26 protein-coding genes are annotated in these 23,879 nt (G+C 70.3%); 11 read left to right on the forward strand and 15 right to left on the reverse strand.

Annotated elements, in window-relative coordinates; all coding sequences use genetic code 11:
• Positions 1–14: 14 nt before the first annotated feature.
• A complete protein-coding gene (locus LWF15_RS07785) occupies positions 15–851 on the reverse strand; it encodes an enoyl-CoA hydratase/isomerase family protein (protein ID WP_232809712.1) in 837 nt (278 codons plus the stop codon).
• A 119-nt stretch (positions 852–970) separates the two neighbouring features.
• On the opposite strand from LWF15_RS07785, the gene LWF15_RS07790 reads away from it, so the two are divergent.
• Positions 971–1,348 carry a winged helix-turn-helix transcriptional regulator gene (locus tag LWF15_RS07790; protein WP_232809713.1) on the forward strand — a complete coding sequence of 126 codons (378 nt, stop codon included), beginning with the start codon at positions 971–973 and terminating at the stop codon, positions 1,346–1,348.
• 14 nt (positions 1,349–1,362) lie between these two features.
• Here the strand turns inward: LWF15_RS07790 and LWF15_RS07795 are convergent, their stop codons facing one another.
• Both LWF15_RS07795 and LWF15_RS07800 read right to left on the reverse strand, forming a co-directional pair.
• Positions 1,363–1,725, reverse strand: a complete 363-nt coding sequence (locus LWF15_RS07795) for a hypothetical protein (protein WP_232809714.1) — start codon at positions 1,723–1,725, stop codon at positions 1,363–1,365.
• A gap of 42 nt (positions 1,726–1,767) precedes the next feature.
• Complete coding sequence (locus LWF15_RS07800) at positions 1,768–2,613, reverse strand: helix-turn-helix transcriptional regulator (RefSeq protein ID WP_232809715.1); 846 nt, start codon at positions 2,611–2,613, stop codon at positions 1,768–1,770.
• 149 nt (positions 2,614–2,762) lie between these two features.
• Between LWF15_RS07800 and LWF15_RS07805 the strand changes: the two genes are divergently transcribed.
• Complete coding sequence (locus LWF15_RS07805; RefSeq protein WP_232809716.1) at positions 2,763–3,281, forward strand: YbhB/YbcL family Raf kinase inhibitor-like protein; 519 nt, start codon at positions 2,763–2,765, stop codon at positions 3,279–3,281.
• A 50-nt stretch (positions 3,282–3,331) separates the two neighbouring features.
• Here the strand turns inward: LWF15_RS07805 and LWF15_RS07810 are convergent, their stop codons facing one another.
• The 3 genes from LWF15_RS07810 to LWF15_RS07825 all read right to left on the reverse strand — a co-directional run bounded on the left by LWF15_RS07810 (position 3,332) and on the right by LWF15_RS07825 (position 6,803).
• Positions 3,332–4,663, reverse strand: a complete 1,332-nt coding sequence (locus tag LWF15_RS07810) for a HupE/UreJ family protein (protein ID WP_232809717.1) — start codon at positions 4,661–4,663, stop codon at positions 3,332–3,334.
• The gene (locus LWF15_RS07815) at positions 4,660–5,952 is read right to left on the reverse strand and encodes a DUF3500 domain-containing protein (protein WP_269809763.1); all 1,293 of its coding nucleotides are present in this window, start codon (positions 5,950–5,952) and stop codon (positions 4,660–4,662) included. The genes LWF15_RS07810 and LWF15_RS07815 overlap by 4 nt, the downstream gene beginning before the upstream one ends.
• Before the next feature lie 98 nt (positions 5,953–6,050).
• Positions 6,051–6,803 (reverse strand): GOLPH3/VPS74 family protein, encoded by a 753-nt coding sequence (locus LWF15_RS07825; protein WP_232809719.1) that lies wholly within the window; start codon positions 6,801–6,803, stop codon positions 6,051–6,053.
• Positions 6,804–7,028: 225 nt separating this feature from the next.
• Between LWF15_RS07825 and LWF15_RS07830 the strand changes: the two genes are divergently transcribed.
• Both LWF15_RS07830 and LWF15_RS07835 read left to right on the forward strand, forming a co-directional pair.
• Positions 7,029–7,499, forward strand: a complete 471-nt coding sequence (locus tag LWF15_RS07830; protein ID WP_232809720.1) for a hypothetical protein — start codon at positions 7,029–7,031, stop codon at positions 7,497–7,499.
• 60 nt (positions 7,500–7,559) lie between these two features.
• A complete protein-coding gene (locus LWF15_RS07835) occupies positions 7,560–8,432 on the forward strand; it encodes a Rieske 2Fe-2S domain-containing protein (protein WP_232809721.1) in 873 nt (290 codons plus the stop codon).
• Between the two features lie 333 nt (positions 8,433–8,765).
• Here the strand turns inward: LWF15_RS07835 and LWF15_RS07840 are convergent, their stop codons facing one another.
• On the reverse strand, positions 8,766–9,056 hold the full coding sequence (locus tag LWF15_RS07840) for a hypothetical protein (protein ID WP_232809722.1): 291 nt from the start codon (positions 9,054–9,056) through the stop codon (positions 8,766–8,768).
• A gap of 986 nt (positions 9,057–10,042) precedes the next feature.
• On the opposite strand from LWF15_RS07840, the gene LWF15_RS36105 reads away from it, so the two are divergent.
• Positions 10,043–10,378 (forward strand): glutamate-cysteine ligase family protein, encoded by a 336-nt coding sequence (locus LWF15_RS36105; protein ID WP_269809764.1) that lies wholly within the window; start codon positions 10,043–10,045, stop codon positions 10,376–10,378.
• Positions 10,318–11,199: a carboxylate-amine ligase gene (locus LWF15_RS07845; RefSeq protein WP_285621103.1), complete on the forward strand. Its 882-nt coding sequence runs from the start codon at positions 10,318–10,320 to the stop codon at positions 11,197–11,199. The genes LWF15_RS36105 and LWF15_RS07845 overlap by 61 nt, the downstream gene beginning before the upstream one ends.
• A gap of 51 nt (positions 11,200–11,250) precedes the next feature.
• Here the strand turns inward: LWF15_RS07845 and LWF15_RS07850 are convergent, their stop codons facing one another.
• Complete coding sequence (locus tag LWF15_RS07850) at positions 11,251–12,129, reverse strand: hypothetical protein (protein ID WP_232809723.1); 879 nt, start codon at positions 12,127–12,129, stop codon at positions 11,251–11,253.
• 215 nt (positions 12,130–12,344) lie between these two features.
• Here LWF15_RS07850 and LWF15_RS07855 point away from each other — a divergent pair, with 215 nt between their 5' ends.
• Both LWF15_RS07855 and LWF15_RS07860 read left to right on the forward strand, forming a co-directional pair.
• Positions 12,345–14,387 (forward strand): sensor domain-containing diguanylate cyclase, encoded by a 2,043-nt coding sequence (locus LWF15_RS07855; protein WP_232809724.1) that lies wholly within the window; start codon positions 12,345–12,347, stop codon positions 14,385–14,387.
• Positions 14,388–14,476: 89 nt separating this feature from the next.
• A complete protein-coding gene (locus LWF15_RS07860) occupies positions 14,477–16,099 on the forward strand; it encodes a histidine kinase N-terminal 7TM domain-containing diguanylate cyclase (RefSeq protein WP_232809725.1) in 1,623 nt (540 codons plus the stop codon).
• Here the strand turns inward: LWF15_RS07860 and LWF15_RS07865 are convergent, their stop codons facing one another.
• Positions 16,100–16,957: a class I SAM-dependent methyltransferase gene (locus LWF15_RS07865; protein WP_232809726.1), complete on the reverse strand. Its 858-nt coding sequence runs from the start codon at positions 16,955–16,957 to the stop codon at positions 16,100–16,102.
• Positions 16,958–17,003: 46 nt separating this feature from the next.
• Complete coding sequence (locus LWF15_RS07870; protein WP_232809727.1) at positions 17,004–17,684, reverse strand: response regulator; 681 nt, start codon at positions 17,682–17,684, stop codon at positions 17,004–17,006.
• A gap of 141 nt (positions 17,685–17,825) precedes the next feature.
• Between LWF15_RS07870 and LWF15_RS07875 the strand changes: the two genes are divergently transcribed.
• Entirely contained in the window at positions 17,826–18,236 is a 411-nt protein-coding gene (locus LWF15_RS07875) for a DUF6578 domain-containing protein (protein WP_232809728.1), read from the forward strand.
• Between the two features lie 69 nt (positions 18,237–18,305).
• On the opposite strand, the gene LWF15_RS07880 is transcribed toward LWF15_RS07875, so the two are convergent.
• Positions 18,306–18,914: a superoxide dismutase gene (locus LWF15_RS07880; RefSeq protein WP_232809729.1), complete on the reverse strand. Its 609-nt coding sequence runs from the start codon at positions 18,912–18,914 to the stop codon at positions 18,306–18,308.
• A gap of 65 nt (positions 18,915–18,979) precedes the next feature.
• A complete protein-coding gene (locus tag LWF15_RS07885) occupies positions 18,980–19,828 on the reverse strand; it encodes a helix-turn-helix transcriptional regulator (protein ID WP_232809730.1) in 849 nt (282 codons plus the stop codon).
• Positions 19,829–19,930: 102 nt separating this feature from the next.
• Here LWF15_RS07885 and LWF15_RS07890 point away from each other — a divergent pair, with 102 nt between their 5' ends.
• A complete protein-coding gene (locus LWF15_RS07890; RefSeq protein WP_232809731.1) occupies positions 19,931–20,674 on the forward strand; it encodes an SDR family oxidoreductase in 744 nt (247 codons plus the stop codon).
• Here the strand turns inward: LWF15_RS07890 and LWF15_RS36110 are convergent.
• Positions 20,668–21,366, reverse strand: coding sequence for a tannase/feruloyl esterase family alpha/beta hydrolase (locus tag LWF15_RS36110; RefSeq protein WP_332879883.1), 699 nt, complete (start codon positions 21,364–21,366; stop codon positions 20,668–20,670). The genes LWF15_RS07890 and LWF15_RS36110 overlap by 7 nt on opposite strands.
• On the reverse strand, positions 21,252–22,391 hold the full coding sequence (locus tag LWF15_RS36115; protein ID WP_269809766.1) for a tannase/feruloyl esterase family alpha/beta hydrolase: 1,140 nt from the start codon (positions 22,389–22,391) through the stop codon (positions 21,252–21,254). Before LWF15_RS36115 ends, LWF15_RS36110 begins: the two co-directional genes overlap by 115 nt.
• Before the next feature lie 128 nt (positions 22,392–22,519).
• Between LWF15_RS36115 and LWF15_RS07900 the strand changes: the two genes are divergently transcribed.
• The gene (locus LWF15_RS07900) at positions 22,520–23,170 is read left to right on the forward strand and encodes a GntR family transcriptional regulator (protein WP_232809732.1); all 651 of its coding nucleotides are present in this window, start codon (positions 22,520–22,522) and stop codon (positions 23,168–23,170) included.
• 21 nt (positions 23,171–23,191) lie between these two features.
• Here the strand turns inward: LWF15_RS07900 and LWF15_RS07905 are convergent, their stop codons facing one another.
• Entirely contained in the window at positions 23,192–23,800 is a 609-nt protein-coding gene (locus LWF15_RS07905; RefSeq protein ID WP_232809733.1) for a dihydrofolate reductase family protein, read from the reverse strand.
• Between the last annotated feature and the right edge of the window lie 79 nt (positions 23,801–23,879).

Here is a 23,879-nt window from a genome sequence, read left to right on the forward strand (position 1 = left end):
GGCCGGGCTGCGTCTTACCGGCCGGCGGCCAGACCTCGCAGGAAGCCCTCGACGTCGCGCTCGTTCTCCAGGGTCTGCATACCGTGCTCGACCGCCGCGGCCATGATCTTGGCCGACCTCTCTCCGGTGACCAGGGCCGACCACTCGTCGTGCTCGACGCGCAGGCCCGGGGTCAGGTCGGCGGCGGGCAGGGCGCGCTTGGCCGCGGCGATGAGGTCGGAGCCTACGGCGGCGATGTCGGTGGCCAGCTTGTCCACGTAGGCGTCGAGTTCGGCGGCCGGGATCGCGCGGTTGATCCAGCCGTACTGCGCGGCCGTGTCTGCGTCGAGCAGTTCGGCCGACAGGACCAGTTCCAGGGCCCGGCTGCGGCCGACCCGCTCGAGCAGGTACTGCGTGGCGCCCCCGCCGGGCAGGATGCCCAGGAGCGCCTCGGTCTGGCCGATCCGGGCGGTCTCGGTGGCGGCGAAGGCCAGGTCGGCCGCGATCACGAACTCCGCGCCCCCGGCGCGGGCGATGCCCGACAGCTTGACGATGCTGACCTGCGGCTGGGTGCGCAGGAGCTCGCCGATGCCCTGGTGCACGTTCACCTGCGGGAAGCGGGCCGCGACCGGCTCGAGTTCCTTCAGGTGCTCGAAGATGCCCATGTCGACGTGGGCGAGGAAGAACTCCTCGTGGGAGCTGGAGAACAGCAGGACGCGTACGTCGGTGTCGTCCCGCAACCTCTCCAGGAGGTCGTGCAGTTCGATCATCATGGCCGCCGAGAGCGTGTTGACCGGGGGGTTGTCGAGCTGGATCCGGGCGATCCCGCCGGCGACGGCGACGTGCAGGGTGGTGTAGCGGGGGAGGTCCATGGCTGCTTCCGTGGTTGTCGAGAGGCCTGTAGGTTCCTGATGCATACCTACCGTCCCCCGGCCCGGCGGGAACGGGCAAGAACGCACTTTCCGCATACCAGGTATCCGAAAGGGAACCGATGGCAACGCCCTTGGACCGCCCGCAGCCGCGCTTCTACGTCAACTGCCCGACCCGGCCGATCCTCGACCAGATCGCCGACAAGTGGTCGATGATGGTGATGACCGTGCTGGAGGAGCCGACCCGGTTCAACGAGATCAAGCGGCAGCTGGAGGGCGTGACCCAGCGCGTGCTCACCCAGACGCTGCGCCGGCTGGAGCGCAACGGCATGATCCAGCGCCGCATCCTCGAGACCACACCGGTGGGCGTGGAGTACTCACTCACCCCGCTCGGGCGTTCCTTCCGCGAGCCCTTCGTCCGGCTCTACGAGTGGACGCTCGAGAACAGCGACGAGATCACCCGGATGCAGGCGGACTACGACGCCCGCAGCGCCGGCTGAGCCGGCTGAGGCGTTCAGGTGTTGCGCTGCAGGGCCTGAAGGGTGCTGGTCGGGTCGGCGTTGAAGGCGAAGCGCGCCTGCGGGGCCAGTTCGTGCCCGGCGTTGACGATCTGCTCGAACAGTTCGGTGAACTCGGCCCGGCCACGCACCCCGTTGCCGATCATCACGATGTCGATGGTGGGGTCGGCCAGGAGCCGGCGGATCTCGGCGAGGCCGGCGGCGTGGTCGTTGCCGATCAGGGCCCGCACGATGTCGTAGCCGGCCTGCTCCACCGCCGCATTGCCCTCGGCGATCCGGGCCCGCAGGGTCTCGGCGTCCAGGCCGGGCGGCAGGGTTACGGCTTCGGGGGCGAGCCCGATCAGCAGAACACGCGTCATACCGTCATGCTAGGCAGACCGTCCCTGGTCGTGGGGGGCGGTTCAGCCCACCACCCGCAGCCCGCTGTGCTGCGAGATCATCGAGCGCAACGCCTCCTCGGACTGGGCGTCGGCCGGGGTGATCGCCGAAAGTCGTTGCTCGGAGCCGTCTTGCACGGCCAGCACGTCGTAGCGCAGGGTCATCACCCCGGCGGTCGGATGTAGCACCCGCTTGGTCCCGTTGGTGCGTTCCTGCACCGTGTGGTCGTCCCACCAGGTGGCGAAATCCGCACTCTTGCGCCGCAGATCGCCGACCAGGGACTTCAGCCGCGGATCGTCGGGGTGCCGGGCCAGGTTCGCCCGCAGGTTGCCCACGTGCTCCTGCGCGATGCGGGTCCAGTCGAGCTGGAACTCGCGGGCTCCCGGATCGAGGAAGAGCGGTTCGGCGGTGTTGGCCGTCTCGGCGAACCCGGGGCCGAACAGGGCCAGAGCGGCGGCGTTGTGGGCCAGCTTGTCGAACCGGAAGTCGACGATCCAGGCCGGGGTGGTGGGCATGCTGCGCAGCAGGGTCTGCAGCGACTCGCTGGCGGGGGCGGGCACGTGCCGGGCCGGTGGGGCCTCGCCGCGGGCGATCAGGTGCAGGTGGTGGCGTTCGGTCTCGGACAGCATCAGGGCCTGAGCCACGGCGTCGAGCACGGCGGCGCCGGGCACACCCACGCGCCCCTGCTCGAGCCGGATGTACCAGTCGATACTGACCGCGGCCAGCTGCGCGACCTCCTGGCGGCGAAGGCCCGGTGTGCGGCGCCGGTCGGAATCCGGAAGCCCCACGTCGGCCGGCTGCACGCGGGCCCGCATCGCCCGCAGAAAAGCCGACAACTGGGGACGATGGGTGGCACGGATCGCGGTCACCTCGCCAGCCTGCCTCACCCCCTGGGCGGTGGTCGACCGCTCAGGGTGGTACTCCGGGCACCAGCATGCCGAGGATCTCCCTGCCCCCGGCGGTCGGCCGCAGATTGGAGGTGTTCACCGAACCGTCCGATCGATGGAGCACAACCAGCATGAACAACCCGTTCGACCGTCTTCCCCAGGTGCCCGCCTTCGAGCTCAGCAGCTCGGCCGTCGTCGAGGGACAGCCCCTGGCCCCGGCCCAGATGTCCGGCGCCTTCGGCATCCCCGGAGGCCAGGACATCTCGCCGGACCTGACCTGGTCGGGCGCCCCGGAGGGCACCCGGAGCTACGCCGTGACCATGTACGACCCCGACGCCCCGACCATGTCCGGCTTCTGGCACTGGGCCGTCGCCAACATCCCGGCCTCGGTGACCACCCTGCCCGCCGGTGCCGACCTGCCGGCCGGGGCTGTGCACCTGCCCAACGACGCCCGTATGCCGCAGTACATCGGTGCGGCCCCGCCCGCCGGGCACGGCCCGCACCGCTACTTCATCACCGTGCACGCCCTGGACGTCGAGGACATCGGCGTGCCGGCCGAGGGCACTCCGGCCTTCCTGGGCTTCACCATCGCCGGTCACATCCTGGCCCGCGCCACGATCGTGGCCACCGCCGAGACCTCGGCCGCCTGAACCGGATTGGGGCTGGGTGCTTTCACAGCACCCAGCCCCGTGGTTTCGCGTCAGCTCACGTGATCGAGCTGGGACTCCCGCGTTCCCGGCTCGCCCGGGTCACCCGTCCTCTGTTTCTGCTGTGCCTGAACCACGAGAACCGCGGCGACGGACCAGAGAACGATCAGACCGGGCAGCGCCAGCACGCCGAGCTGATCGGCCACCTCGGCCACCGGGTTCGCCGCGCCCAGCCGGTCGGCCAGCCAGCCCAGGGCCGCCACCGCGGTCAGCGCTGCGGCGGCGTTGCGGGCCACTGCATACCGGCCGGAGCGAGCCAGCACGATCAGCGGGGGCAGGACCAGCACGACGACCAGCAACTGCATGGCCTCGATGCCCAGGTTGAAACCGAGCAGCGACCAGGCCAGCTGGGCCCCGGTCAGGTCCAGCTCGCGCAGCGCCTCGGAGAACGCCAGCCCGTGTACGAGCCCGAAAGCCCCGGCCACCAGCGCTTCCCGGCCGGCGAAGAGCGGACGGACGGCGTGCAGCGCGGCGACCAGGATGCTGACCGCGATGAGGGATTCGACGAGCTGTTGCGGCACCGGCGCACCGAGGGTGCCCAGGGCCAGGGTGAGCGAGTGGCCGAGGGTGAAAGACAGTGTGATGGCCGCAATCCGGTGAACCGCCCGCTGAGCCGGGGCAACGCCTGTCCAGCGCCGGCCGACGGCCAGCAGGGGAGCGGGCAGCAGCAGTGTCAGCAGGAACAGCTGATGGTCGGTGCCTTCCCGGATGTGCTGCACCCCCAGGCTGAACATCGCCGAGAATCCGCTCGTGGCCGTGAGATCCACGTGCAACGGCTGCACCTTGTTGGTCACCGTACTGCGCCGCACCGTACCCACCGTGCGGACACTGTCGTCATTTTCGGTGCGGGCCGTGACGATCACCGTGTGGGTGGCCACCCGGTCGACCACGGCGTCGTAGCCCAGGTTGAACGACTCGTGCTCGCTCCCGGCCGGGGGAGTCAGGGTGAACGTGGTCTGCACCTGCTCGTACAGGCCAGTGGTTGCCTTGTTGCCGGTGGTACTCACCGTCAGCGAGCCCATGCCGACGTCCCAGGCCTGACCGTCGTCGCTGGTCGGGGTGAAGTGGGCGAGTAGGTACTGCTGAAGCTGCTCGCTCTGGGCGTCCACGTCGGCCTGCGACTCCAGTGTCGTTCCGGTGGAGTCCTGCAGGTCCGACAGCGGAATGGCCACCGCGGCGTCGATCTCGTCCTCGTGCACCAGGAGCTGGATGCTCGAGGTGGGCACCACGTGCGCCGAGGCGGCCGGGGCGAGCGCGAGCCAGACGATCGCGCCGGCCAGCATCAGGACGAGTACGCGCAGGGTTCGGCCCCGGGGTGCGATCAACTCTGCGTACCGCCGTAGTCGCTGGTCCGGTCGCGCCAGACCGAGTGCGGGTGGTTGCCCGACAGCACGATGCCGTTCTGCATGGAGAACTCGATCCACACCGACGGCCCGTCGATCCGGATGTAGTCGTTGCGCTCGGTGAGGGCGGTCGTGCCGGAGTAGGCGATGTAGGTGTCGTCCAGTTCTTCCTCGTACTTGGCCAGGACGGTCGCGGCATCGTCGTCGGCGATGTCGTTCACGTAGCCGGCGATCGCGGCGAGGGCGAGCTTCTTCTGCTTGGCCGAGAGCGTGGAGATCTGCACGCCCTCGTACTCGGTCGGGAAGGCCCAGTCGTTGCCCGGGCCGAGCACCAGGTCGGAGTAGGTGTCGGCGAGCTTGGCCGCGGTGAGCTGCTTCGTGTTCAGGCCGGCCAGCAGCGCCGCGAACGCCTGGTGCTTGGCCTTCATCGGCTGGTAGCTCTGGCCGTCCAGCTCGAACTTCTGGAACGGCTCGGAGCCCCGGAACGAAGGTGTGGCGCCGGCCAGCTTGCCGTCGACGTAGGTGTTGGCCACCGCCATGTGGTGCCCGCCGAACTGGAACTCCCAGGTGCCGGAGTCCTGCGGGCTGCCCAGGATGGCCACGTAGAACTGGCCGCGGCCGTAGGTGTCGCCCCCGCCGTTGTCCTGGAGGTAGTCGTCGGCGGCCAGTTGCTGCTCGATCTCGTCGTACCCCAGCCCGGACGTGGTACCCGTGGCCGCCTTGAGCAGGGTGGTGAACGCGGCCAGTTGCTCGTCGCTCAGCTCGCCCAGAGCGATGCCTACCCGGCCCTGGCTGCTGCCACCTCCGCCGCCAGGGGCTCCGCCGCTGGTGCCGCTGCCGCTGGGCATGCCGCCGCTGGGAGGACCGCCGCTCGGCATCTCACCGGTCGCTCCACTGGGCATCCCACCGGAGGGCATCCCACCGCTGGGCATGCCGCCCCCGCCACCGGCGCCGCCGGTGATCAGGCCCTGCGGCAGGTTGGACCAGCGCTTGGCGTTGTCGAGGGTGTAGTCCAGCAGCACCGTGGTCTTCTGGTCGGCGTCCAGGGTGTTGTAGAAAGCCTGGGCCAGCGCCGCGACACTGCCCGCCGCCGCCTCCCCGTCGGCCGTGGCGGTGGAGGTGCCGGTGGACGTGGCCGTCGAGCCCGTGCTGCTTTCGTCGTCCGAGCTGGAGCATCCGGCGACCAGGAGGGCCAGGCCCGGGATGCCGGCCAGGAGGGCCCGGCGCCCCAGGGGCCGGTCGGCGAGATTCAGGTCGTTGCTGGTGGACATGGCGCGAAGCTAGGAGTGACGCACGAGTAATTCCTGCATGCTGGCTATGCGCCTTCTGTGATCACGCGTGGCTGACCCCTCAAATGGGGACGCGCCGTCTACGAGCCGCCGCCCCCACCGCCGTCGCCGCCCCCACTGCCACCGTCGCCACCGCCGTCCCCACCGCCGTATGTGCCGGCCGCCGCAGCGCCGCCGGCGATGGTGGCCACCGAGGCTGCGATGGCCGCACTGGCCACCCCGGCGCCCCAGTCGCCCTTCTGGATCTCCTTGGCCCGCTGCTTCACCTCGGGTGTCCAGGACACGTCCTGTTCCTTCAGCACGTGCTTGAGCGAGTTGCCGGCCGACAGCAGCGCGATCAGCGCGGCCACCCGCGACCGGGCGGTCAGGCCGTCGGCGAGCACGGCGCGGATCTCGTTGCGGACCGCGCGTTCGCGGGACTGGTCGATGCTGGGGTAGCGGGTCTGGGAGAAGATCCGCATCACCTTCTTCTGCTCCAGTCGCACCAGACCGCGTTCGGCCAGCCGGGCCGGTACCCGCTTGTGCAGGTCCTTGCTGATCTTGGAAAGTACCGACTGCGGGTCACGGGGTTTGTCGACGACCTCGTCGTACGCCTCCTGCAGTAGGGGGTCGGGCAGCGGCCCCTGGCCCAGGGGCAGGAGCTTGCGCCGGCCGAAGAGGCCTTCTTTCTCGCCCTGGGCCACGCGTTCCAGCAGCGTCAGTTCCGACAGCAGCGCCCCGGCCAGCAGATAGGGCGCGCTGGACTCGCTGTGGATCGTGCCCTTCTCGTCGTCGAGCAGCAACAGCATCAGGTCCTCGGCGATCAGGAAGTCTTCCAGCCCGTGCCCTGTCATCGTCCCCTCCAGCATCCGTCCGGTCGGCCTCCAGTCAATCTTGATCGCCCGGGTATCTCAATTGAGGACGTCGGTGGCGGGCTTCCGGGGTCCCGCACCTGCGCGGATAACTGGGTTGGCATCGACAGTGCACCCATCGTGTCTTTTTTGCCCGCTTTGATTAGCCTGGCCCGCGCGTGGGGTAGTGCCAAGGTCGCAGACCGTGACAAGTGCGCAGGGGGTGGGATGAGGATCGACGATCGGGTGGAGGGCCTGGTGCGCGAGAGCCTGGCCGCGGTGATCGCCGCGGACCCGGGCCGGATGACCGTCGCCGGGCAGGCCGTCCTCGATGCGGGTGAACAGACCCTCGACGAGGCTTCCGACCTGCTCTTCGCGCTGAACGACCGACTGCTCGCCGATCTGCACGACGGCCCGGTGCGCCCGGACAGCGTGGCCGCCCTGGCCGAGGCGGTCGCCCGGATGGAGGCCTGGACCGGCCTCGACTCCTCGGTCGCCTGGCAGTTCCTGATGGCCCTGGCCCAGGGCCGCGACCCGTCCGAGGCCCTGCCGCCCGACGAGGCGGTGAGCACGGGCCTGGTCGTGGGCGGCTGGCTCCTGTCCGCCTTCACCCCGGCCGGTCAGCACTGGGAGAGCGTGCTCGACGAGTGCCTGGACTGCCTCGAGAACAACGTTCTGCAGGGTTCTTTCGCGAGCTGACCGGCTCCCGGGGGGCCGTCTCGAATGGTGATGCCCGGTCACGGCGGGTAGACGTTGGGCATGTCCCGTCTAGCCAACGCGCTCGAACGTGTCGCCACCAAGGTCGAGAACCTGAGCGCTCTCGACCCGGCTGCGGATGCGGCCCAGAAGGTGACCGGGGCGCTGCCCGCGGGCCGGGTCAAGGACCTGCTGTCGGGCAGCGACGTGGGCCATCCGGTGCACCCGCTGCTGATCACGGTGCCGATCGGCGCCTTCACCTCGGCCGCGGTGCTGGATTTGACCGGCGACCACGCCGCCGCCCGGCGGCTGATCGGGCTGGGCATCCTGTCCACCCTGCCGGTGGCCGCCACCGGCGCCTCGGACTGGTCGGACACGGCCGGGGCCGAGCGGCGGGTGGGGCTGGCGCACGCCGCGCTGAACACGGTCGCGCTCGGCGCCTTCGCCACCTCGTGGGTGCTGCGGCGCTCGCCGGGGCGCGGCAAGATCTCCAGCCTGGTGGGCCTGGGCATCCTGGGCGCCTCCGGGTGGCTGGGCGGGCACCTGTCCTACGCCATGGGAGTCGGCGTCGACACCACTGCCTTCAGTCAGACCCCGACTGACTGGAGCGACGTGTGCGACACCGCCGACCTGGTCGACGGCAGCCCGAAGGCCTTCACCGTCGAGGGTGAGTCCGTCCTGGTGGTGAACCGGGCCGGGCGGATCCACGCCCTGCTGAACCGGTGCACGCACCGCGGCGCGCCGCTCAACGAGGGCCAACTGGTCGGCGACTGCATCGAATGCCCCTGGCACGCCAGCCGTTTCCGCCTGGAAGACGGCATGATCGAGCAGGGCCCGGCCACCCGTCCCCAGCCGGTGCTACAGACCCGGGTCGAGGGCACGCGCGTGCAGGTGCGCCGGTCCGAGCCCCGCGCGCTCCGGGTGAACGCTGTCTGACGGAACGTTGGTGGTGCACGCCGGACGGGTGGAGGGTGTCGGCACACCACCCTGGACAAGCGTGAGGACGCCGTCGAGTCACTCACGGCTATCGAACGCCTCGCCCTGGAATGGCTGAAAGTCCAGGCCTACCCGCGGACCATCATGCGTGGACTCATCGAACGAGAACGCCGCGGCAGAACCAGCCAGTTCCACGACCTCGCCGAACGAGTTGGCGTGCTGACGTAAACTCGCCTCAATCCAGCGCCCAAGGGAAGGCCCTTCGGGTGCAGCGTCATCTCAGTAACAGGTTTAGTACGATCGCGCACGCAGTGGTCGTGCAGCTTTCGCAGGTCAGGCAGCGTCTTCGACGCGAGCCCGGATCACCTCATCGACTGTGACCCCACGCTCCGCCGCCTCGGCCCGCAGGGCCCGCTCGGCCTCTGGCGACAGATCCAGCACATGCCGGTGCACAACCGGCGCGTCCAGCGGAGGCAGGGCGTCGATATCGAATCCGCCGGTCTCACCCTCAGGCAGAAGTTCCAACCGGTGAACATCCAGCGGCAGCCGCGCGCGCTCCGCCGCGCTCAGTTCAGGCATCATTCCGTCGGGCACGGTCAGCCTCCCATCCAGCAAGCTCAGCATCTTCGGCAGCCGTCAGAGGACGGGCACCAACGATTTCCCAGTCTCTCCCACTCAACGGCCGCGTCGCCACCAGAACTCCCCGGCCGGCCGACGTCCGCCCCCAGACCGTCAACGTGAACACCCCCGTATCCGGCGCACGCATCGGCCTCGGCCACCGCGGATCATGCGACAGCACCCACAGCACCTCCCCCGGCTCCAGCCCCTCAGCCAGGACGCTCCGCATGATCGGATCCGGCCCCCACGTCCACACCATGCCGCCGACAATACCGGAAAATCACAAATCGCCCGGGGTCGTGCAGATCGCAGACGAACAGCCGGCCTGTCACGCAGTTCGCTAGCTGAAGTCGGCTGCCCCGTACATCGGCCGCTCAGTCGGACTCAGTCGAAGCTGTCCGATCACTACGCTTTGTCATCGAACGATGCTAATGCCGTTCACGCCCGGTGGCCTGAGCGGGCCCGGCACGGAGCAATACATTGAGGGTTTCGCCCTCTCGCCCAGCACGATCAACTGGGTCACCTACACCGTCGACGGTAGTGGGACCTCAAGCCTGGGGAACTACATCCTTCATCAGCGCCCGCGCAAGGGTGGCAACGGTCCTGGCTGGCGCCCCGGACACGGTCCAAGTGTTCGACGGCCGCACCTGGTGGACCGTGACCCTGCCCGGGGCCGCGTCGGGCCTGGCCGGAGCTGGCTACACCTTCGTGACCGCCGTCAGCGGCTCTTCTGCCACCGCGGGTGTTTATCAAATCAAGGCCGGCGCCAACACGGCTCAGCGAGTAGCTACCGCCCCAGGGCCTGACCCGGCTCCCTAACCCTGTCCGTAGCCGATTCACACCCCAAAAATGTAACGCGAACCCCCGAGCGTGTGGCAAGGGCGCGGTCACGGGCCCCGTTACACCGGCGTCCAGGGACGACGTTCGAGCCTTCGAAGTGTCTCGCAAACGATCGTTACTGCCGTCACCACGGATCGGTCAGACTAGGCGCCATGAGCAGAGCGGCTCGACGCACGGTCGGCGTGGAGGAGGAGTTCCTCCTGCTCGACAATCAGGGGGTGCCCACTCCGGCGGCGCCTGCGGTCATCGCGCTGGCGGGGGAAGTCGCGCACGGTGAGCTTCACCAGGAGCAGATCGAGATCGCCTCCCGGCCCGCCGCCGATCTGGACGTGATCGCCGCCGATCTGCTGCTGGCCCGTCAGCAGCTGGCCGAGGCGGCCGCGGGCGCCGGTGTGCGGGTGGCGGCCTCGGCGACGAGTCCGCTGCGGTGCGCCCCACCCCCTCATCCGATGACCGGTACCAGCGGGTGGTCGACAGGTACGGGCTGACCGCCCGGCAGAACCTGATCTGCGGCTGCCATGTGCACGTGGGCGTCAGCTCAGAAGCTGAGGGGATCGCCGCGATCAACGGTATCCAGCCCTGGCTGCCGGCTCTTCTGGCGCTCAGGGCGAACTCGCCGTTCTGGGACGGCGCCGACACCGGGTACGCCTCGTACCGGCGCCAGCTGTACGAGCGCTGGCCGACCACCGGCGCGAACAGTCCATTCGCCGACCCGGCCGAGTACCACGCCCTGGTGGCGGATCTGGTCTCCACCGGCGTGCTTCTGGACGCGGGGATGGTCTCGTTCGACGTCCGGCTCTCGCACCGGTATCCCACCGTGGAGATCCGGGTGGCCGACGTGGGCCAGGAACCGGAGAGCGCACTGGTGGTCGCGGCCCTGAGCCGGGCCCTGGTGGACGAGGCCGCCCGGGCCGCTGTCTCGGACCAGCCGTGGCCGGTGGCCCGGCCGGAACTGCTGCGGGCGGCGGCGTGGCAGGCCTCCCGCCACGGCCTGTCCGGCGATCTGCTGGATCCGCTGACCGGCCGGCACCGGCCGGCGGCCGAATACCTGCAGCAACTCCTGGAACGGGTGCGGCCTTTGCTAGTAATGAATGGCGATCTACAGCGGGTGGAAACGGCTTTCGACGATCTGCTGAGCAACGGCACCGGTGCGCAACGGCAGCGGGCGGCGCATAGCTGGCGTGGTTCTCTAAAGGATGTGGTCGACGACGTCGTCGCCCGCACCTGCCCGCCGGAGCGCACCGGGGGTGTTCAGGCCCGGCAGCTGATCTCCATTCCGTCTTCCACCGGGAAGTCCACGCTCGCGTAGCCGTTGGCCGGGTCGCGGATGTAGGCCATGCTGTGAGGACAGGACGGCGGGTCAGGGCTGGGCGATCAGTTGTGAGCGGTTCTGCTCGAAGCGAGCGTAGAAGTTGTCGACGGTGAGCCCGAACGCCTGCTCGAAAGCGTCGTGCCAGGGCTGACCTCGGCCGACTGAGCGGCAGAAATCCATCATTGCGGACGCTTTCGGGGCCAGTGCGTCGAGGTGTCGGGTGGCGATGTGGAACAGGGCGTAGGCAGCGTCGCCGATGACCGCGCCGCCGTTCTCGTACGCCCTGAGCTGGTCGAGGTCAGGATCGGCGGCACCCCACTCCCGCATCAGCGGCACCGTGCGGGCGTCCGGCCAGCGTCCGGCCCGGCTCATCGCCTGGAACGACAGGTGCTCGGCCATGCCCTCGAACAGCCAGAGCCACTCGTGCTCGTCGCGGGCGGCGAAACAGCCCAGCTGAGCCTGGGCGTTGTGGACGTGCTCGTGGGCGGCCACGATCGACGCGAGCGCCGGGTCGTCGGCGAACTGCTCCCGCCAGCCCGGGGCCTTGGTGTTCAGGCACAGCCGGCGGGCATCGGCCCAGCCGGTGGGGGGCCCGGCGGGTGAGGTGAACGGCTCGCACCCGTCCTGGTGCGCGAGCCGCACCTGCACCCGCTGCCGGACACCGGCGTCCATCTGGGTGTTCAGGTACTGGAATCCGACGCTGAGCCCGTCGCGGACCGCCGCCACCTCGGCCTCGCTCACGCCCGGCTGGATCAGCAGGTCGAAGGGAGCCTGGGCCACGGCCTCGCGCCGGGCCTCGAACCGCAGCTCCTTCCAGGCCACGCTGGCCGCCGCGACCACCAGCAGCACGAGCGCGCCGGCGATCACCCGCCGCCGCGGCCAGTTCCTGGTCGGGCGATCTGGTGGGGCCGCCTCGGATCCGGGCATATCCACAGAATAGGCGAAGCGGACTGCGGGGAACCGGGGTTCGGGGCTACTAGGGCGTAGGCCGCGTGGGTGATCACGGCTCCGGTGTGGCGGCGCAGGTCAACCGGCCCCGGGCTCGGCCCGATACCCCCTGAGCACCGCATCCGGCAGTGCCGTCGAACCACCGGCGGTCGTGAGGAGCGGGCGAGCAACGGCGGACGAGGCGGCGTGACGTGATGGGAGAAGGCGGTCTGACGTACCGGGCTCTCTTCAGGAGCCTGGCGTTCGCGGTGGTCTTCGCGGTGGCGGTTCTCCTGGGGCGCCTGACCGTCCTGGAAGGCACGAACCTGAGCCTGGTCTGGCCCGCCGCCGGAGTCGCCGCGCTGTGGTTCGCCGCGCAGCGGGCGGCCGACACCCTGTATCTGGACTACGCGCTGCTGGGGGGCCTGACCTTCGCGCTCAACCTGGTGACGGGTGCCCCGCTGATGCTGGCGCTGTGTTTCGCCGGGGCCAACCTGATCCAGGTCGCGCTGCTGCACCACCTGCTGCAGCGCTGGAACCCCACGCTGTGGGGTGCGGGCGGAGACCGGCCGCTGACCGGCACGCAGCAACTGCTGGGGTTACTGCTGGCCGCGCTGCTGGCGACCGGCGCCGGGGGACTGCTCGGCCCGACCGCGGTGGGCGTTCTCACCGGGCAGTGGTCGCTGCTGTCGGCCGTGGTGTGGATGGTGCGCAACTGCGTGGCCGTCGTGCTGATCCTCGGGCTCGGCCTGCGGGTCGGGTACCTGATCAGCGCCCACCAACGGGCCCGCCGGGCCGAGAACGGCCCGCATGCCCTGCCCGCCCCGTCGATCGTCCTGCCCTTCATACGTCTGCATGGTTCCCGGGGTCTGGAACTGACGTTGTTCGTGCTGCTGTCGGTGACGGCCTACCTGCTGGTGTTCGTCCTGAGCTCGCAGTTGCCCATCGCCTTCGTGCTCATCACCCTGCCGGTCTGGGCGGCCCTGCGGTTCGACACCACCATCGTGGTCGTCCACAACTTCGTCGCCGGGGTGGCCGCGGTCGTCTTCACCCTGGCCGGGAGCGGACCCTTCGCCTCGGTGGCCGACTACGCCGTGCGGGCGCTGATCGTGCAGATGTTCGTGGGCGTGGTGGCGCTGGTCGGGCTGGCCCTGGCCCTGGGCCGGGACGAGCGCGAGCTCCTGCTGGCCCAGGTGCGCAGTCATGCCCGCGAGGCCGACGAGCGGGCCGAGCACGTGGAGGTCCTGGCCCGTCTGGCCCGGCAGCTGTCCACCTCCGACGACGTGCGCACCGACATCTGCGTGGCGGCCCGGCAGATCACCGGCGCCGACATGGCCTACCTGTTCGAGCCGGGCGGGGACGACGAACTGGTCACCGCCGCCTCCTCGGCGGGCGAGGGCATCGAGGTCCCTCCGGTCGCGTTCAGCCTGAACAGCGACGAGCCCTCGCTGACCGTCCAGGCCTTCCGGGGCCACGAGCTGCGGTTCGTGGCCGACCTGCCCGCCCGCGACGACGCCACCGTGCGGGTGGTCGAGGGGCTGAGGATCGTGGCGGCCGCCTGGCAGCCCATCCACACCCACACCGACCAGGCCATCGCCGTGCTCTCGCTGGCCTGGCGTCAGCCGGTGCGCTCACTGCCGGCCCACGTGGCGCCCATGCTGCAGACGCTGGCCGGTGAGGCAGCGGTCGCCATCGAACGCGGCGATCTGCTGGCCCGGTTGGCCACCGTTGCCAACCAGGACGCCCTCACAGGCCTACCCAACCGCCTGCGCTGGGACCAGGCGGCGGGGGAGGAGATCGCCCGCGCGGAACGCAACGGCCTGCCCTTGACCTTCGGCCTGATCGACCTGGACCACTTCAAGCGCTACAACGACAGTCGCGGGCACCTGGCCGGCGACGCGCTGCTGCGGGAGTTCGCGAGCAACGCGCGCCAGCACCTGCGGGTGGTGGACACGCTGGCCCGCTGGGGCGGGGAGGAGTTCGCCATGGCCCTGCCCGGATGCACCGCGGAGGAGGCGGTGGCGGTGGCCGACCGGATCCGCGCCAGTGTGCCGCGCGCCCAGACCTGCACCATCGGCGTGGCCCAGTGGCAGCCCGGGCAGAGCGTTCAGGACGTCCTCGACGAAGCCGACATTGCGCTCTACCGGGGCAAGAGTGAGGGGCGGAACACGACCGTCATCGCCCCACCGAAGCTGAGGAACACGGCCGCGCTCCTGCCGCACCAGCGGCGCAAGGACAACCACCCCCAGCTCAGCTGAGCTCCAGCCCGCCAGGCTCGGGCACAGATCCACCGAAGACGCCAGGAACTGCCCCGGCCGTGGGGTTCCGTGAAGTGAAGGGATGCCAGGTGCACAGTACGTATGCGTTCCTGGCCCTGTGCGGGGCGCTGCTGTGCCTGATGACGACCGCGTTCGTGTGGCGCCGCCGGCGGCAGGCCCGGGCGGCGACGGTGCTGGCCGGCACGATGAGCGCCACCGCCGTGTGGTGTCTGGCCGATGCGGCTGTTGCGTACTGGACGTGGCTCCCGCCCACCGCGTTCTTCCTCGTCCTGATCGCGAGTGTGCATGCGGTCTCGGCCGGGACCCTGTGTTTCAACTACATGGTGACCGATCCGCAGTGGCGGTTACGCCGTCGCTGGGGCTGTCTGCTGCTGGTGGCGCCGGTGCTGGCGTGCGCCGCCGTCGCCACCAACGGCCAGCACGGCCTGTTCTTCCAGGCGAGCACCGACCAGCCGGACGCGGCGGTCGTCCTCGATTTCGGGCCGTTCTTCTGGGCGCACACGGCCTACTGCTACGCCTTGGCCGGGTGGGCGCTCTCCCGGCTGGTGCGCGCCTGGTGGCGGGCGCCGTCGGTGTTCCGGCGTCAGTACCTGACCATGATCATCGCCGACCTGGCGCCCTCCGCCGCACTGGTGGCCGGGGGGTTGGGTGGGCACGCGTCCTCCGGTATGGACCTGACCCCGTTCGGGTTCGCGCTGACCGGGGTGCTGATCACGTATGCCCTTCTGGCCCAGGGCATGCTGCGTCTGGTCCCGGTGACCCGGGCCCGGATCGTCGACAGCCTGCCGGACGGGGTCTTCGTGGTCGATCCCGCCGGGACGCTGATCGATGTGAACACGGCCGGGCGCGCCCTGCTGGCCACCGCCCGCCCCGACCTGCCCACCGAGGTGGTCGGCTGGCCGGCCCGGGACCTGCTGATCTCCGCGGACCTGATCGCGGCCCTGGACAGCCGGGCCGAGACCGGCAGCGACGGCATGGTCAAGGAGGTCAGGCCCGGCCTGCACCTGGCCTTCCAGTTCAGCAATCACCACGACGAGCGCGGCCGGATGCTGGCCCGGGTGGTCACCGCCCGGGACATCAGCGCGGTGGTGGCGGCCGAGCGGGCGCTGCACGAGCACGTGCGCACGATCGAGGCGCTGCGGGCGAACCTGCAGGAGGAGGCCGTCCGGGACGCGCTGACCGGCCTGCACAACCGCCGGCACGCCAATGTCGTGCTGGAGGAGGCGGTGGCGGCCCGGAGCGCGTTCGCCGCCCTGCTGCTGGACGTCGACCACTTCAAGGCGGTCAACGACACCTTCGGCCACCACGGGGGCGACCAGGTGCTCAGGGCGGTGGCCCGGGCCCTGAACGGCTGCGTGCGCACCAGCGACCTGGTGGCCCGCTGGGGAGGCGAGGAGTTCCTGATCGTGCTGCCCGGAATGGATCTGGAGGCCGGAGCGGCCCGGGCCGAACGGGTCCGCCTGGCCTGTTCCCGGATCGGCCAGGGCACCTCCCGGCCCGGTGCGCCGCCCCAGCCCACGGTGACGGTCTCGGTGGGCGTGGCGGCCTACCCGCTCTGCGGGCAGAGCGGCGAGGAGGTGCTGGCCGCGGCCGACGCCGCCCTGTACGAGGCGAAAGGTTCCGGCCGCAACCGCGTTTGCGTGGCGTCGGGCGGCGTCTCCCACAGCTTCGCCCCGTTCCTGCCGGCCTGACTACCGGTTGACGGCCTGCACGAGCCAGACGGCGGCCGGCACTCGCAGCGTCCCGGTACCGGGGTCGCGAGCGGCCCGCAGGTCCTGGCGGATCTGCTCGACCAGGTCGTTCCAGCCAGCGGGCCCGAGAACCGGTTCCAGTTCGGCGCGGGCGTGCCGGGCGCGAGGCCCGCCGAGCACCACGGCAAGGCGTTCCTCCACGCCGTCGGTGCCGTTGAGCGCACCGAAGTCGCAGACGAAGTCCAGCGCCTCGATGCTGATCTGCTGCCAGCCGCTGTCGTCGAGGATGCCCCGCAACAAGTCGGGATCGGCGAACGCGACCGGGCCGGGAGCGCCCGGGCTCACGGGAGCGGCCGGTTGGGCCACCCGCTCGGTGAGCCGTTCCAGACCGGCGGTGAAGATGGTGTTCTCGCTCAGGCCGCGCCAGCAGGCGAACACCAGTCGCCCGCCGGTGCTGGTGGCCAGGCGCAGGTTGCTGAAGGCCGCCACCGGGTCGGGGAAGAACATCACCCCGAAGCGCGAGATCACCCGCTGGAACGGCGCCCCGGGCAACGCGTTCAGGTTCTCGTCCTGGGCGTCGCCCAGGACGATCTCGGCCTGCGGCACCCGGTTCTTCGCGGCCTCGACCATGGCCGGTGAGATGTCGATGCCGGTGGCGGAGGAGCCGGCGTGGCTCGCGGCCTGCACCAGCGTGCCGGTGCCGCAACCGACGTCCAAAATTGTTGTTTGAGGACGAAGATCAGCCGCGCCGAGAACGGCCGCGGTGACGGGGGCGTAGACGCTGTCGTAGATGGCCTCGTTGGCCACCCACCCGGCCGCCCCGGTGGCCCACAGCGCCTTCTGCTCGTTCGTGCTCACGATCGGCTCCTTCGCAGTCGAGACGGTCGAAACGGTCAGCGCCCGGTCAGTGCCCGGTGAGGCCCAGCCGGACCGCGGCCATCACCACCTCGGCGCGGTTGCCCGCCCCGAGCTTGCGGTAGATGTTGCGCACGTGGGTCTTGACGGTGGCCGGGCTGATGTAGAGCCGGCGGCCGATCTGGGCCACCGCCAGGCCGTTGACCAGCAGGTCGAGGACCTCGTGCTCACGCGCGGACAGACTCGGCCCGGCCGCCTCGTTGCTGCGCCGGTGCAGGGCGCCGGACAGGTCGTTCGCGGTGAAGGTGCCCGGGCTGGCCGCGGCATGGCGGGTCGCGGCCAGGACGTTCTCGGCCGGTGCGTCTTTCCCGACGAAACCGGAGGCGCCGGCGTCGAGTGCGGCGAAGAGGTGGTTGTCGTCGGCGTGCATGGTGAGCACGACGATCCCCACGCTGTCGTCGGCCGCGCGCACCTGGGCGGTCAGTTCGAGGCCGTTGCCGTCGGGCAGTTCGACGTCGGTGACCAGCACGTCGGGCCTCACCCGCTGCAGCAGCTGCAGCGTCTCGCCCACCTGCGCGCTCTCACCCACCACCTCGAAGTCCCCGGCCGACTGGAAGGCCTGGCGCAGCCCACTCCGGATTAGGTGGTGGTCGTCGACCAGGACGACCCGGATGCGCTCCCTGGTCGCTGTTGCTGTTGTGGCGTAAGTGTTCTGGGCCGTTCCGTTCACCGTGGCTCCTTCTGGCGAGAAGAGTGGGCCCCAGCCCCCGGATTCCGAGCCTAGAGGTGCCATCAGACGTATTCACGGTTTCTGCGCTCGACCATTCGGTTGAACGGTCGGCGCGATCTCGGCTTGGGTAGCGTGAGCCCGGTGAGCGCCGCGGGCAAGAGCTACGTGTGGGTGGACGCGTCGGAGCAACGGTGCTGCGGTGAGCCGTTCCGGACCGGGGATGTGGTCGCCTGGGAGGCGAACGAGCGCCCGGGGGCGCAGCGGGTGGTGGTGCGGCTGGGTCAGGACTGGGCCGAGCGGATCCGGTTCGCGCCGGAACACCACGGCGACGATCCGCAGGGAGTCCTGACCGGCACGGTGGCGCGGATCGACGCTGTGGCCTGCCGTAGGGAACCGCACGGCCGCAGTCTTGACCTGGTGGTCGGGTCGGGCCGGCTGTACGAGGTGCACGCCGACGTGCCCTGGGTGCCCCTGGTGCCCGACGACAACACCGAACTGTGGACGCACGAGGGCTGGGTGGTCGAGCTGGGGGCCGCCCGGTTCGAACGCTAGGACGGCCCCTCAGCTGCGGCACCGGTCAGGTGCCGGTCACGTGCTGGTCGGGTTGGGCCCGGGTTGGGCTCAGATCACGCTGGCGCGGGCGCGGGTGAGCCGCTGCTGCACGTCGGCCCAGTTGACCAGGTTCCAGACCGCCTTCACGTAGTCGGCCTTGACGTTGAGGTAGTCGAGGTAGAAGGCGTGCTCCCACATGTCCAGCATGAACAGCGGCACGATCCCGACCGGAACGTTGGCCTGCTGGTCGTGCAGCTGGAAGACCAGCAGCTTCTGCCCCAGCGAGTCCCAGGCCAGCACGGACCAGCCGGAGCCCTGGATCGAGGTGGCCACGGCGGCGAAGTGCTTGCGGAACGCCTCGACCGAGCCGAACTGGTCCTTGATCGCCTCGGCCAGCTCGCCCTCGGGCTCGCCCCCGCCCTCGGGCGAGAGGTTCTGCCAGAAGATCGTGTGGTTGACGTGCCCGCCCAGATGGAACGCCAGGTCCTTCTCGAGCATCGTGATCGCGCCGAAGTTCCCGGTGTCGCGGGCCTCGGCCAGCTTCTCCAGGGCGGCGTTGGCGCCGCTCACGTAGGCGGCGTGGTGCTTGTCGTGGTGCAACTGCATGATCTTGCCGCTGATGTGCGGCTCGAGGGCCGCGTAGTCGTAGGGCAGGTCGGGCAGGGTGTAGACGGCCACGGGACTTCCGTTCCTTAGTGATCGCACGGGCGCCCACGACGCTAGAAGCTCAACTCGACTTGAGGTCAAGGGGCTCGGGGGGCGAACTGCTGCTGCCCGAGAACGGCCAGCAGGGCCAGCTTCTCGCTGGCCTCGGTGCGCGGGGCGGCGGTGAGCACCAGCAGGGTCTGGCCCTGGTCCTCGGTGAACAGGGCCTGGCAGTCCAGTTCGATCCGGCCGACCTCGGGGTGCAGGAGCACCTTGTGGTCGGCGAAGCGCCGGGCCACCTCGTGCCGCTGCCACAGTTCGGTGAACTCGGAACTGACCTTGTGCAGGGCCCGCACCAGAGCCCCGGCGCGGGAGTGCTCCCCGCCCAGGCCGTAGCTGGCCCGCAGGCCGGAGACCAGCGCGCGGGCCTGGTGGTCGTGGTCGCCGGGCTCGTACACCTCGCGCTCGGCCGGGTCGGTGAACCACCGGTAGATGCCGCTGCGGGCCAGCCCGGTGTGCTTCGACTGGTCGCCGTGCAGGGCCAGGGAGAGGTGGTTCTGGACCAGGGTCTCGCTCAGGCTCGACAGGATCAGGGCGGGGGTGTTGTCGAGCCGGTCCATCACCCGCAGCAACCCCGGGGCCACGTGCGTGTCCAGGGGGCTGCGGTCCGGGGCGGACTGACCGGCCAGCCGGTACAGGTAGTCGCGCTCGTCGTTGTCCAGGCGCAGGGCCCGGGCCAGCGAGGCCAGCATCTGCTCGGAGGGCTGCCGGCTGCGGGCCTGCTCCAGGCGCACGTAGTAGTCGGTGGACATTCCGGCCAGCAGGGCCACCTCGTCCCGGCGCAGGCCCGCAGTACGCCGGCGGGGGCCCGTGCTGAGGCCGACGTCCTCGGGACGCAGACCGTCGCGGCGGGTGCGCAGGAACTCGGCCAGGGTGGTGCGATCCATGCCCTCACCATCTCGCAGCTACGCGGGCCGAAACAGGGACCCGCGGTCCTACGAAACGAAGTCCTCTCCCGCCGTCCGGGCCGCCGCAGCAGGCTGACGGCCATGAACATCAGCGGAAACACCATCTTCGTCCCCGGCGCCACCTCCGGTATCGGCCTCGCCCTGGCCCTGCGGCTGCAGGCCGAGGGCAACACCGTCGTGATCGGCGGGCGCCGCACCGAACTGCTGGCCGAACTGGCCGACAAGCACGGTCTGGCCACCGTCACCGTGGACACCACCGACCCGGCCTCGGTGCTGGCCGCCCGCGACGAGGTGCTGCGCCGGCACCCGGACCTGAACGTCCTGATCGCGATGGCCGGGATCATGCTGGTCGAGGACGTGACGTCGGAGCAGTTCCTGGCCGGGGCCGAGCGCATCGTCGAGACGAACGTGCTGGGCCCGCTGCGCCTGGTCTCGGCCTTCGTCGGGCACCTGCAGACCCGCCCGCAGGCCGCGGTGCTCACCGTCTCCTCGGGCCTGGCGTTCACGCCGCTGGCCTTCACGCCGACCTACAACGGCTCGAAGGCCTTCGTGCACGCCTTCAGCGAGACCATCCGGCTGCAGCTGGCCGCCACCTCGGTCCAGGTGATCGAGCTGGTGCCGCCGGCTGTGCGCACCGAACTGCTGCCCGGCGGCTCGGACGTGGAGCAGTACATGCCGCTGGACGACTACGTGAACGAGACCGTGGCGCTGCTGCAGTCCCAGCCGCAGGCCAAGGAGATCCTCGTCGAGACGGTCAAGTTCCTGCGCTTCTCCGAGGTCGAGGGCCGCTACGACGCGGCGGTGACGGCCCTTAATCATCACTGACTGACTTTGCGGGTGAGCCAGGTCGAGCTCGGCCGCTGGAGAAGTGCGGTTCCCTCGGCGTGGGCCCAGGTCTGGTAGTCGCTGGAGTACAGGCGTTCACCCACCCAGTGGTACCTCTCGGCGGCCGCAGCGGGCTTGTGGGGGACGAAGTTCGCTGCGTCGTCGGTGCTTCCGCTCCCGTCGTAGCGGGCCACCGTGGGATAGGGGTACAACGGACGGGTGCGGGTGCCGGCCGAGGCGACCACCCGGGCCGGGGCCTGGCCGTTCTCGGCCCAGGCCATCACCGGGCTGAGAATGTCGAAGGTGTTGGGGCCCTCGCCCCCTCCGCAGTGGGCCACGCCGGGGAACAGGTACAGCTTGGTGAAGGACTCCACGGTGCGCGGGCCCATCGCCTCGCGCATGGCGTCGTAGTAGGCCAGCGTCGAACTCGGCGCGATGTGCTGGTCGTTCCAGCCGTGCCAGAGCACGAGTTTGCCGCCGCTGCTGCGGAATTCGCTCAGGTCCGGGTCCAGGGCCGACATGTAGGCGGACGACTGCACGGTCTTCCAGAACTCGGTCGCCGTGAACTTCAGGTCGCTCAGCTGGAAGTCGGGGTCCTGGGCGCCCGGGAAGGCCAGGTAGCGCAGGTACGAGAGGGCGAAGTTCTCGCTCGCGACGCGCTGACCTGGGCGGCGGGAACGAACAGTGTCCACTCCAGTTCGGATCCCCACTCGTGCCCGACGGCCGGTTCCAGACGGCGGCCTTTCGCGTCGGTGGCCCCGTCATGCAGACGGCGCACCACGTTCGCCTCGGCCTTGCTCAGGCAGCCACTGGGATCCTGCCCATCACGACAGACAATTGAGGACGGGTCGAAAGCGCACCTACGGGGGTCGTCGATCACGCCGTCCTTGACGCCGTCAATGGCGTCGCACGTGGCCAGCACCGCGGTGTGGATCAGCGGGAGTTTCCCGGCCAGCAAAATGTACTTGCCGTCGGCGTCGAGGTTGGCGACCACGTTCCAGGCGTGGTGGTAGGTGTTCTGTACGGCCATGTTGTTGGCCGGGGCACCCGCGGCGATGCCGTCGAAGTCGTCGGGGAAGCGCTGGGCCTCCATCAGGGCTTCGCGGCCGCCGTCGGAGCAGCCGGTGAAGTACGAGTAGGCGATCTTGTGGTGGTAGAAGCGGGTGATCACCGCCTTGGCCACTACGCTGGTGAGATGCACGCTGCGGTAGGCGAAGTCGATCTGCGCCTGCGGGTTGGCCAGGGCCCAGGAGCCGTCCGGCTGCCCCTGGTGGCCCATGTCGGTGGTGGCGCTGGCCACCGTGCCGTCGCGCACCGGCGGGCAGGTGGAGGCCTGGGTGAAGTTGATGTTCGCGCTGCCGCACAGGCCGCCGCAGCCGGTCTGCACGTAGCGCTGGGTCCAGCCGTTCACCGGCAGCCGCAGCACGATCGTGCTGGCGGGGGCGATGGTGCCGCGCACCTCGCAGTACGGGGCGGCGGTGCCGGTGGTGACGACGGCCGCCGACTGCCAGGTCACTTTCGTTCCCGCGGCCCGGTCCACGTCCAGTTCGGTGACGTCCGCGCAGTCCATGGCCGGGGGCAGGGCCTTGAGGTCGGACGATTCGGCCTGTGCGGTGGCGGTATTCAAGGCCGACAAGGAGACGGTGGTCAGCACCAGCGCGGCGGTCAGGGCGAGGCGGCGAACCGCTCGTGGGCCGAAGATCGGAAACCGGTGCATGAAGGCCTCCTCGTGGGCGCCGTCGCCCAGTTCGGTCTGGTTCCAGCGACCGTAACCGCCGTGCGGAGATTGTTACAAGTAGTGTGGACACGATTGTTGACAGTTTCTGGACAGGCTCAGGAGGGGTAGTGGCGACGGACTACGAGGGCGCCGCCGGCACGCAGGTGGCCGGCCAGGCTCTGCGCGAGGCCATCGGCCGGGGTGACCTGGCGCCCGGTCAGCGGCTGGTCGAGGCGGAGCTGGCCGAGCTGCACGGGGTCACCCGGGCCAGCCTGCGAGCGGCGCTGATCGACCTCACCGCCGAGGGGCTGGTGGAGCGCATCCCCAACCGTGGGGCGCGGGTGCGGGTGGTCTCGGTGGCCGAGGCGGTGGCCATCACCGAGTGCCGGATGGTCCTGGAGGGCCTGTGCGCGGCGCGGGCGGCCCGGCTCGCCACCGACGCCGAGGTCGAGTCGCTGCTGGAGATCGGGGGCCGGATGCGGGCGGCGGTCACCGGTGGTGAGCCGGTGAAGTACTCCGAGCACAACCGCGAACTGCACCGCCGCATCCGGGAGATCGCCGATCAGCCGGTGGCGGCGTCCGTGCTCGATCGCCTGAACGCCCAGCTGGTGCGCTTCCAGTTCCGGCTCTCGCTGCGCCCCGGCCGCCCGCAGGTCTCGCTGGGCGAGCACCTGGCCATCATCGACGCGATCGCGGCCCGGGACCCGGAGGCGGCCGAGGCGGCTGCGCGCGCCCACCTGAGCAGTGTCATCGCCGCCCTGCAGGAGAGCGAAGGCTGACCCGCACCCGGCGCTACGACGCTACGACGAGCGATCGATGCGGTAGACAACGTGGGTGGCCAGGGGTGAGGCCGCCACGTCGACGGGCTCGGCCCTGAATTCGCGGACGCCGTCGAAGAGCCGCTCGCCGCTGCCCAGCAGCACGGGGGCGGTGCTGAGCATGATCTCGTCGATGATCCCGCGCTGCAGGCCCTGCCGGACGGCGCTCGCCCCGCCGGCGATGGTGACGGTCTGCTCGCCGGCTGCGGCCTCCGCTTGCTCGAGTGCCTCGTCGAAGTCGCTGACGAAGTGGAAGGTGGTGCCGCCCGCCATCTCGATCGGTTCGTGCGGGTGGTGGGTGAGGACGAAGACGGGTGCGTGGTAGGGCGGCTCGTCACCCCACCAGCCGCGCCAGTCGGAGTCGCCCCACTCGCCGCGGACCGGCCCGTACATGTTGCGGCCCATGACGAAGGCGCCGCGCGGTCCCATGAGCCGCTGGTTCATGCGGCGGTCGGCGTCGTTCGTGGGCTCGCCGAGGTGCCAGCGGTGCACCTCGATCCCGTTGGTGCCGAGCGGGTTCTCCTGGCTCTGGTCCGGGCCGGCGACGAAGCCGTCGAGGGAGATGGACAGGTGTGCGGTGACAAGAGACATGCCCTTGCAGACTGCGGCCGGCCGCCGATCTCATCGCACCCTCTGCGCACTGTCGAACAAATGGTTGACACGATTGTTG

Source organism: Kineosporia rhizophila (assembly GCF_021277265.1).
Taxonomy (GTDB): Bacteria; Actinomycetota; Actinomycetes; order Actinomycetales; family Kineosporiaceae; genus Kineosporia; species Kineosporia rhizophila.

Coding starts and splice junctions, on each gene's coding strand:
- LWF15_RS07785 (WP_232809712.1), bottom strand. CDS start 851: ATGGACCTCCCCCGCTACACCACCCTGCACGTCGCCGTCGCCGGCGGG.
- LWF15_RS07790 (WP_232809713.1), top strand. CDS start 971: ATGGCAACGCCCTTGGACCGCCCGCAGCCGCGCTTCTACGTCAACTGC.
- LWF15_RS07795 (WP_232809714.1), bottom strand. CDS start 1,725: ATGACGCGTGTTCTGCTGATCGGGCTCGCCCCCGAAGCCGTAACCCTG.
- LWF15_RS07805 (WP_232809716.1), top strand. CDS start 2,763: ATGAACAACCCGTTCGACCGTCTTCCCCAGGTGCCCGCCTTCGAGCTC.
- LWF15_RS07815 (WP_269809763.1), bottom strand. CDS start 5,952: ATGTCCACCAGCAACGACCTGAATCTCGCCGACCGGCCCCTGGGGCGC.
- LWF15_RS07825 (WP_232809719.1), bottom strand. CDS start 6,803: ATGACAGGGCACGGGCTGGAAGACTTCCTGATCGCCGAGGACCTGATG.
- LWF15_RS07830 (WP_232809720.1), top strand. CDS start 7,029: ATGAGGATCGACGATCGGGTGGAGGGCCTGGTGCGCGAGAGCCTGGCC.
- LWF15_RS07835 (WP_232809721.1), top strand. CDS start 7,560: ATGTCCCGTCTAGCCAACGCGCTCGAACGTGTCGCCACCAAGGTCGAG.
- LWF15_RS07840 (WP_232809722.1), bottom strand. CDS start 9,056: ATGCTGAGCTTGCTGGATGGGAGGCTGACCGTGCCCGACGGAATGATG.
- LWF15_RS36105 (WP_269809764.1), top strand. CDS start 10,043: ATGAGCAGAGCGGCTCGACGCACGGTCGGCGTGGAGGAGGAGTTCCTC.
- LWF15_RS07850 (WP_232809723.1), bottom strand. CDS start 12,129: ATGCCCGGATCCGAGGCGGCCCCACCAGATCGCCCGACCAGGAACTGG.
- LWF15_RS07855 (WP_232809724.1), top strand. CDS start 12,345: ATGGGAGAAGGCGGTCTGACGTACCGGGCTCTCTTCAGGAGCCTGGCG.
- LWF15_RS07885 (WP_232809730.1), bottom strand. CDS start 19,828: ATGGATCGCACCACCCTGGCCGAGTTCCTGCGCACCCGCCGCGACGGT.
- LWF15_RS07890 (WP_232809731.1), top strand. CDS start 19,931: ATGAACATCAGCGGAAACACCATCTTCGTCCCCGGCGCCACCTCCGGT.
- LWF15_RS36115 (WP_269809766.1), bottom strand. CDS start 22,391: ATGCACCGGTTTCCGATCTTCGGCCCACGAGCGGTTCGCCGCCTCGCC.
- LWF15_RS07905 (WP_232809733.1), bottom strand. CDS start 23,800: ATGTCTCTTGTCACCGCACACCTGTCCATCTCCCTCGACGGCTTCGTC.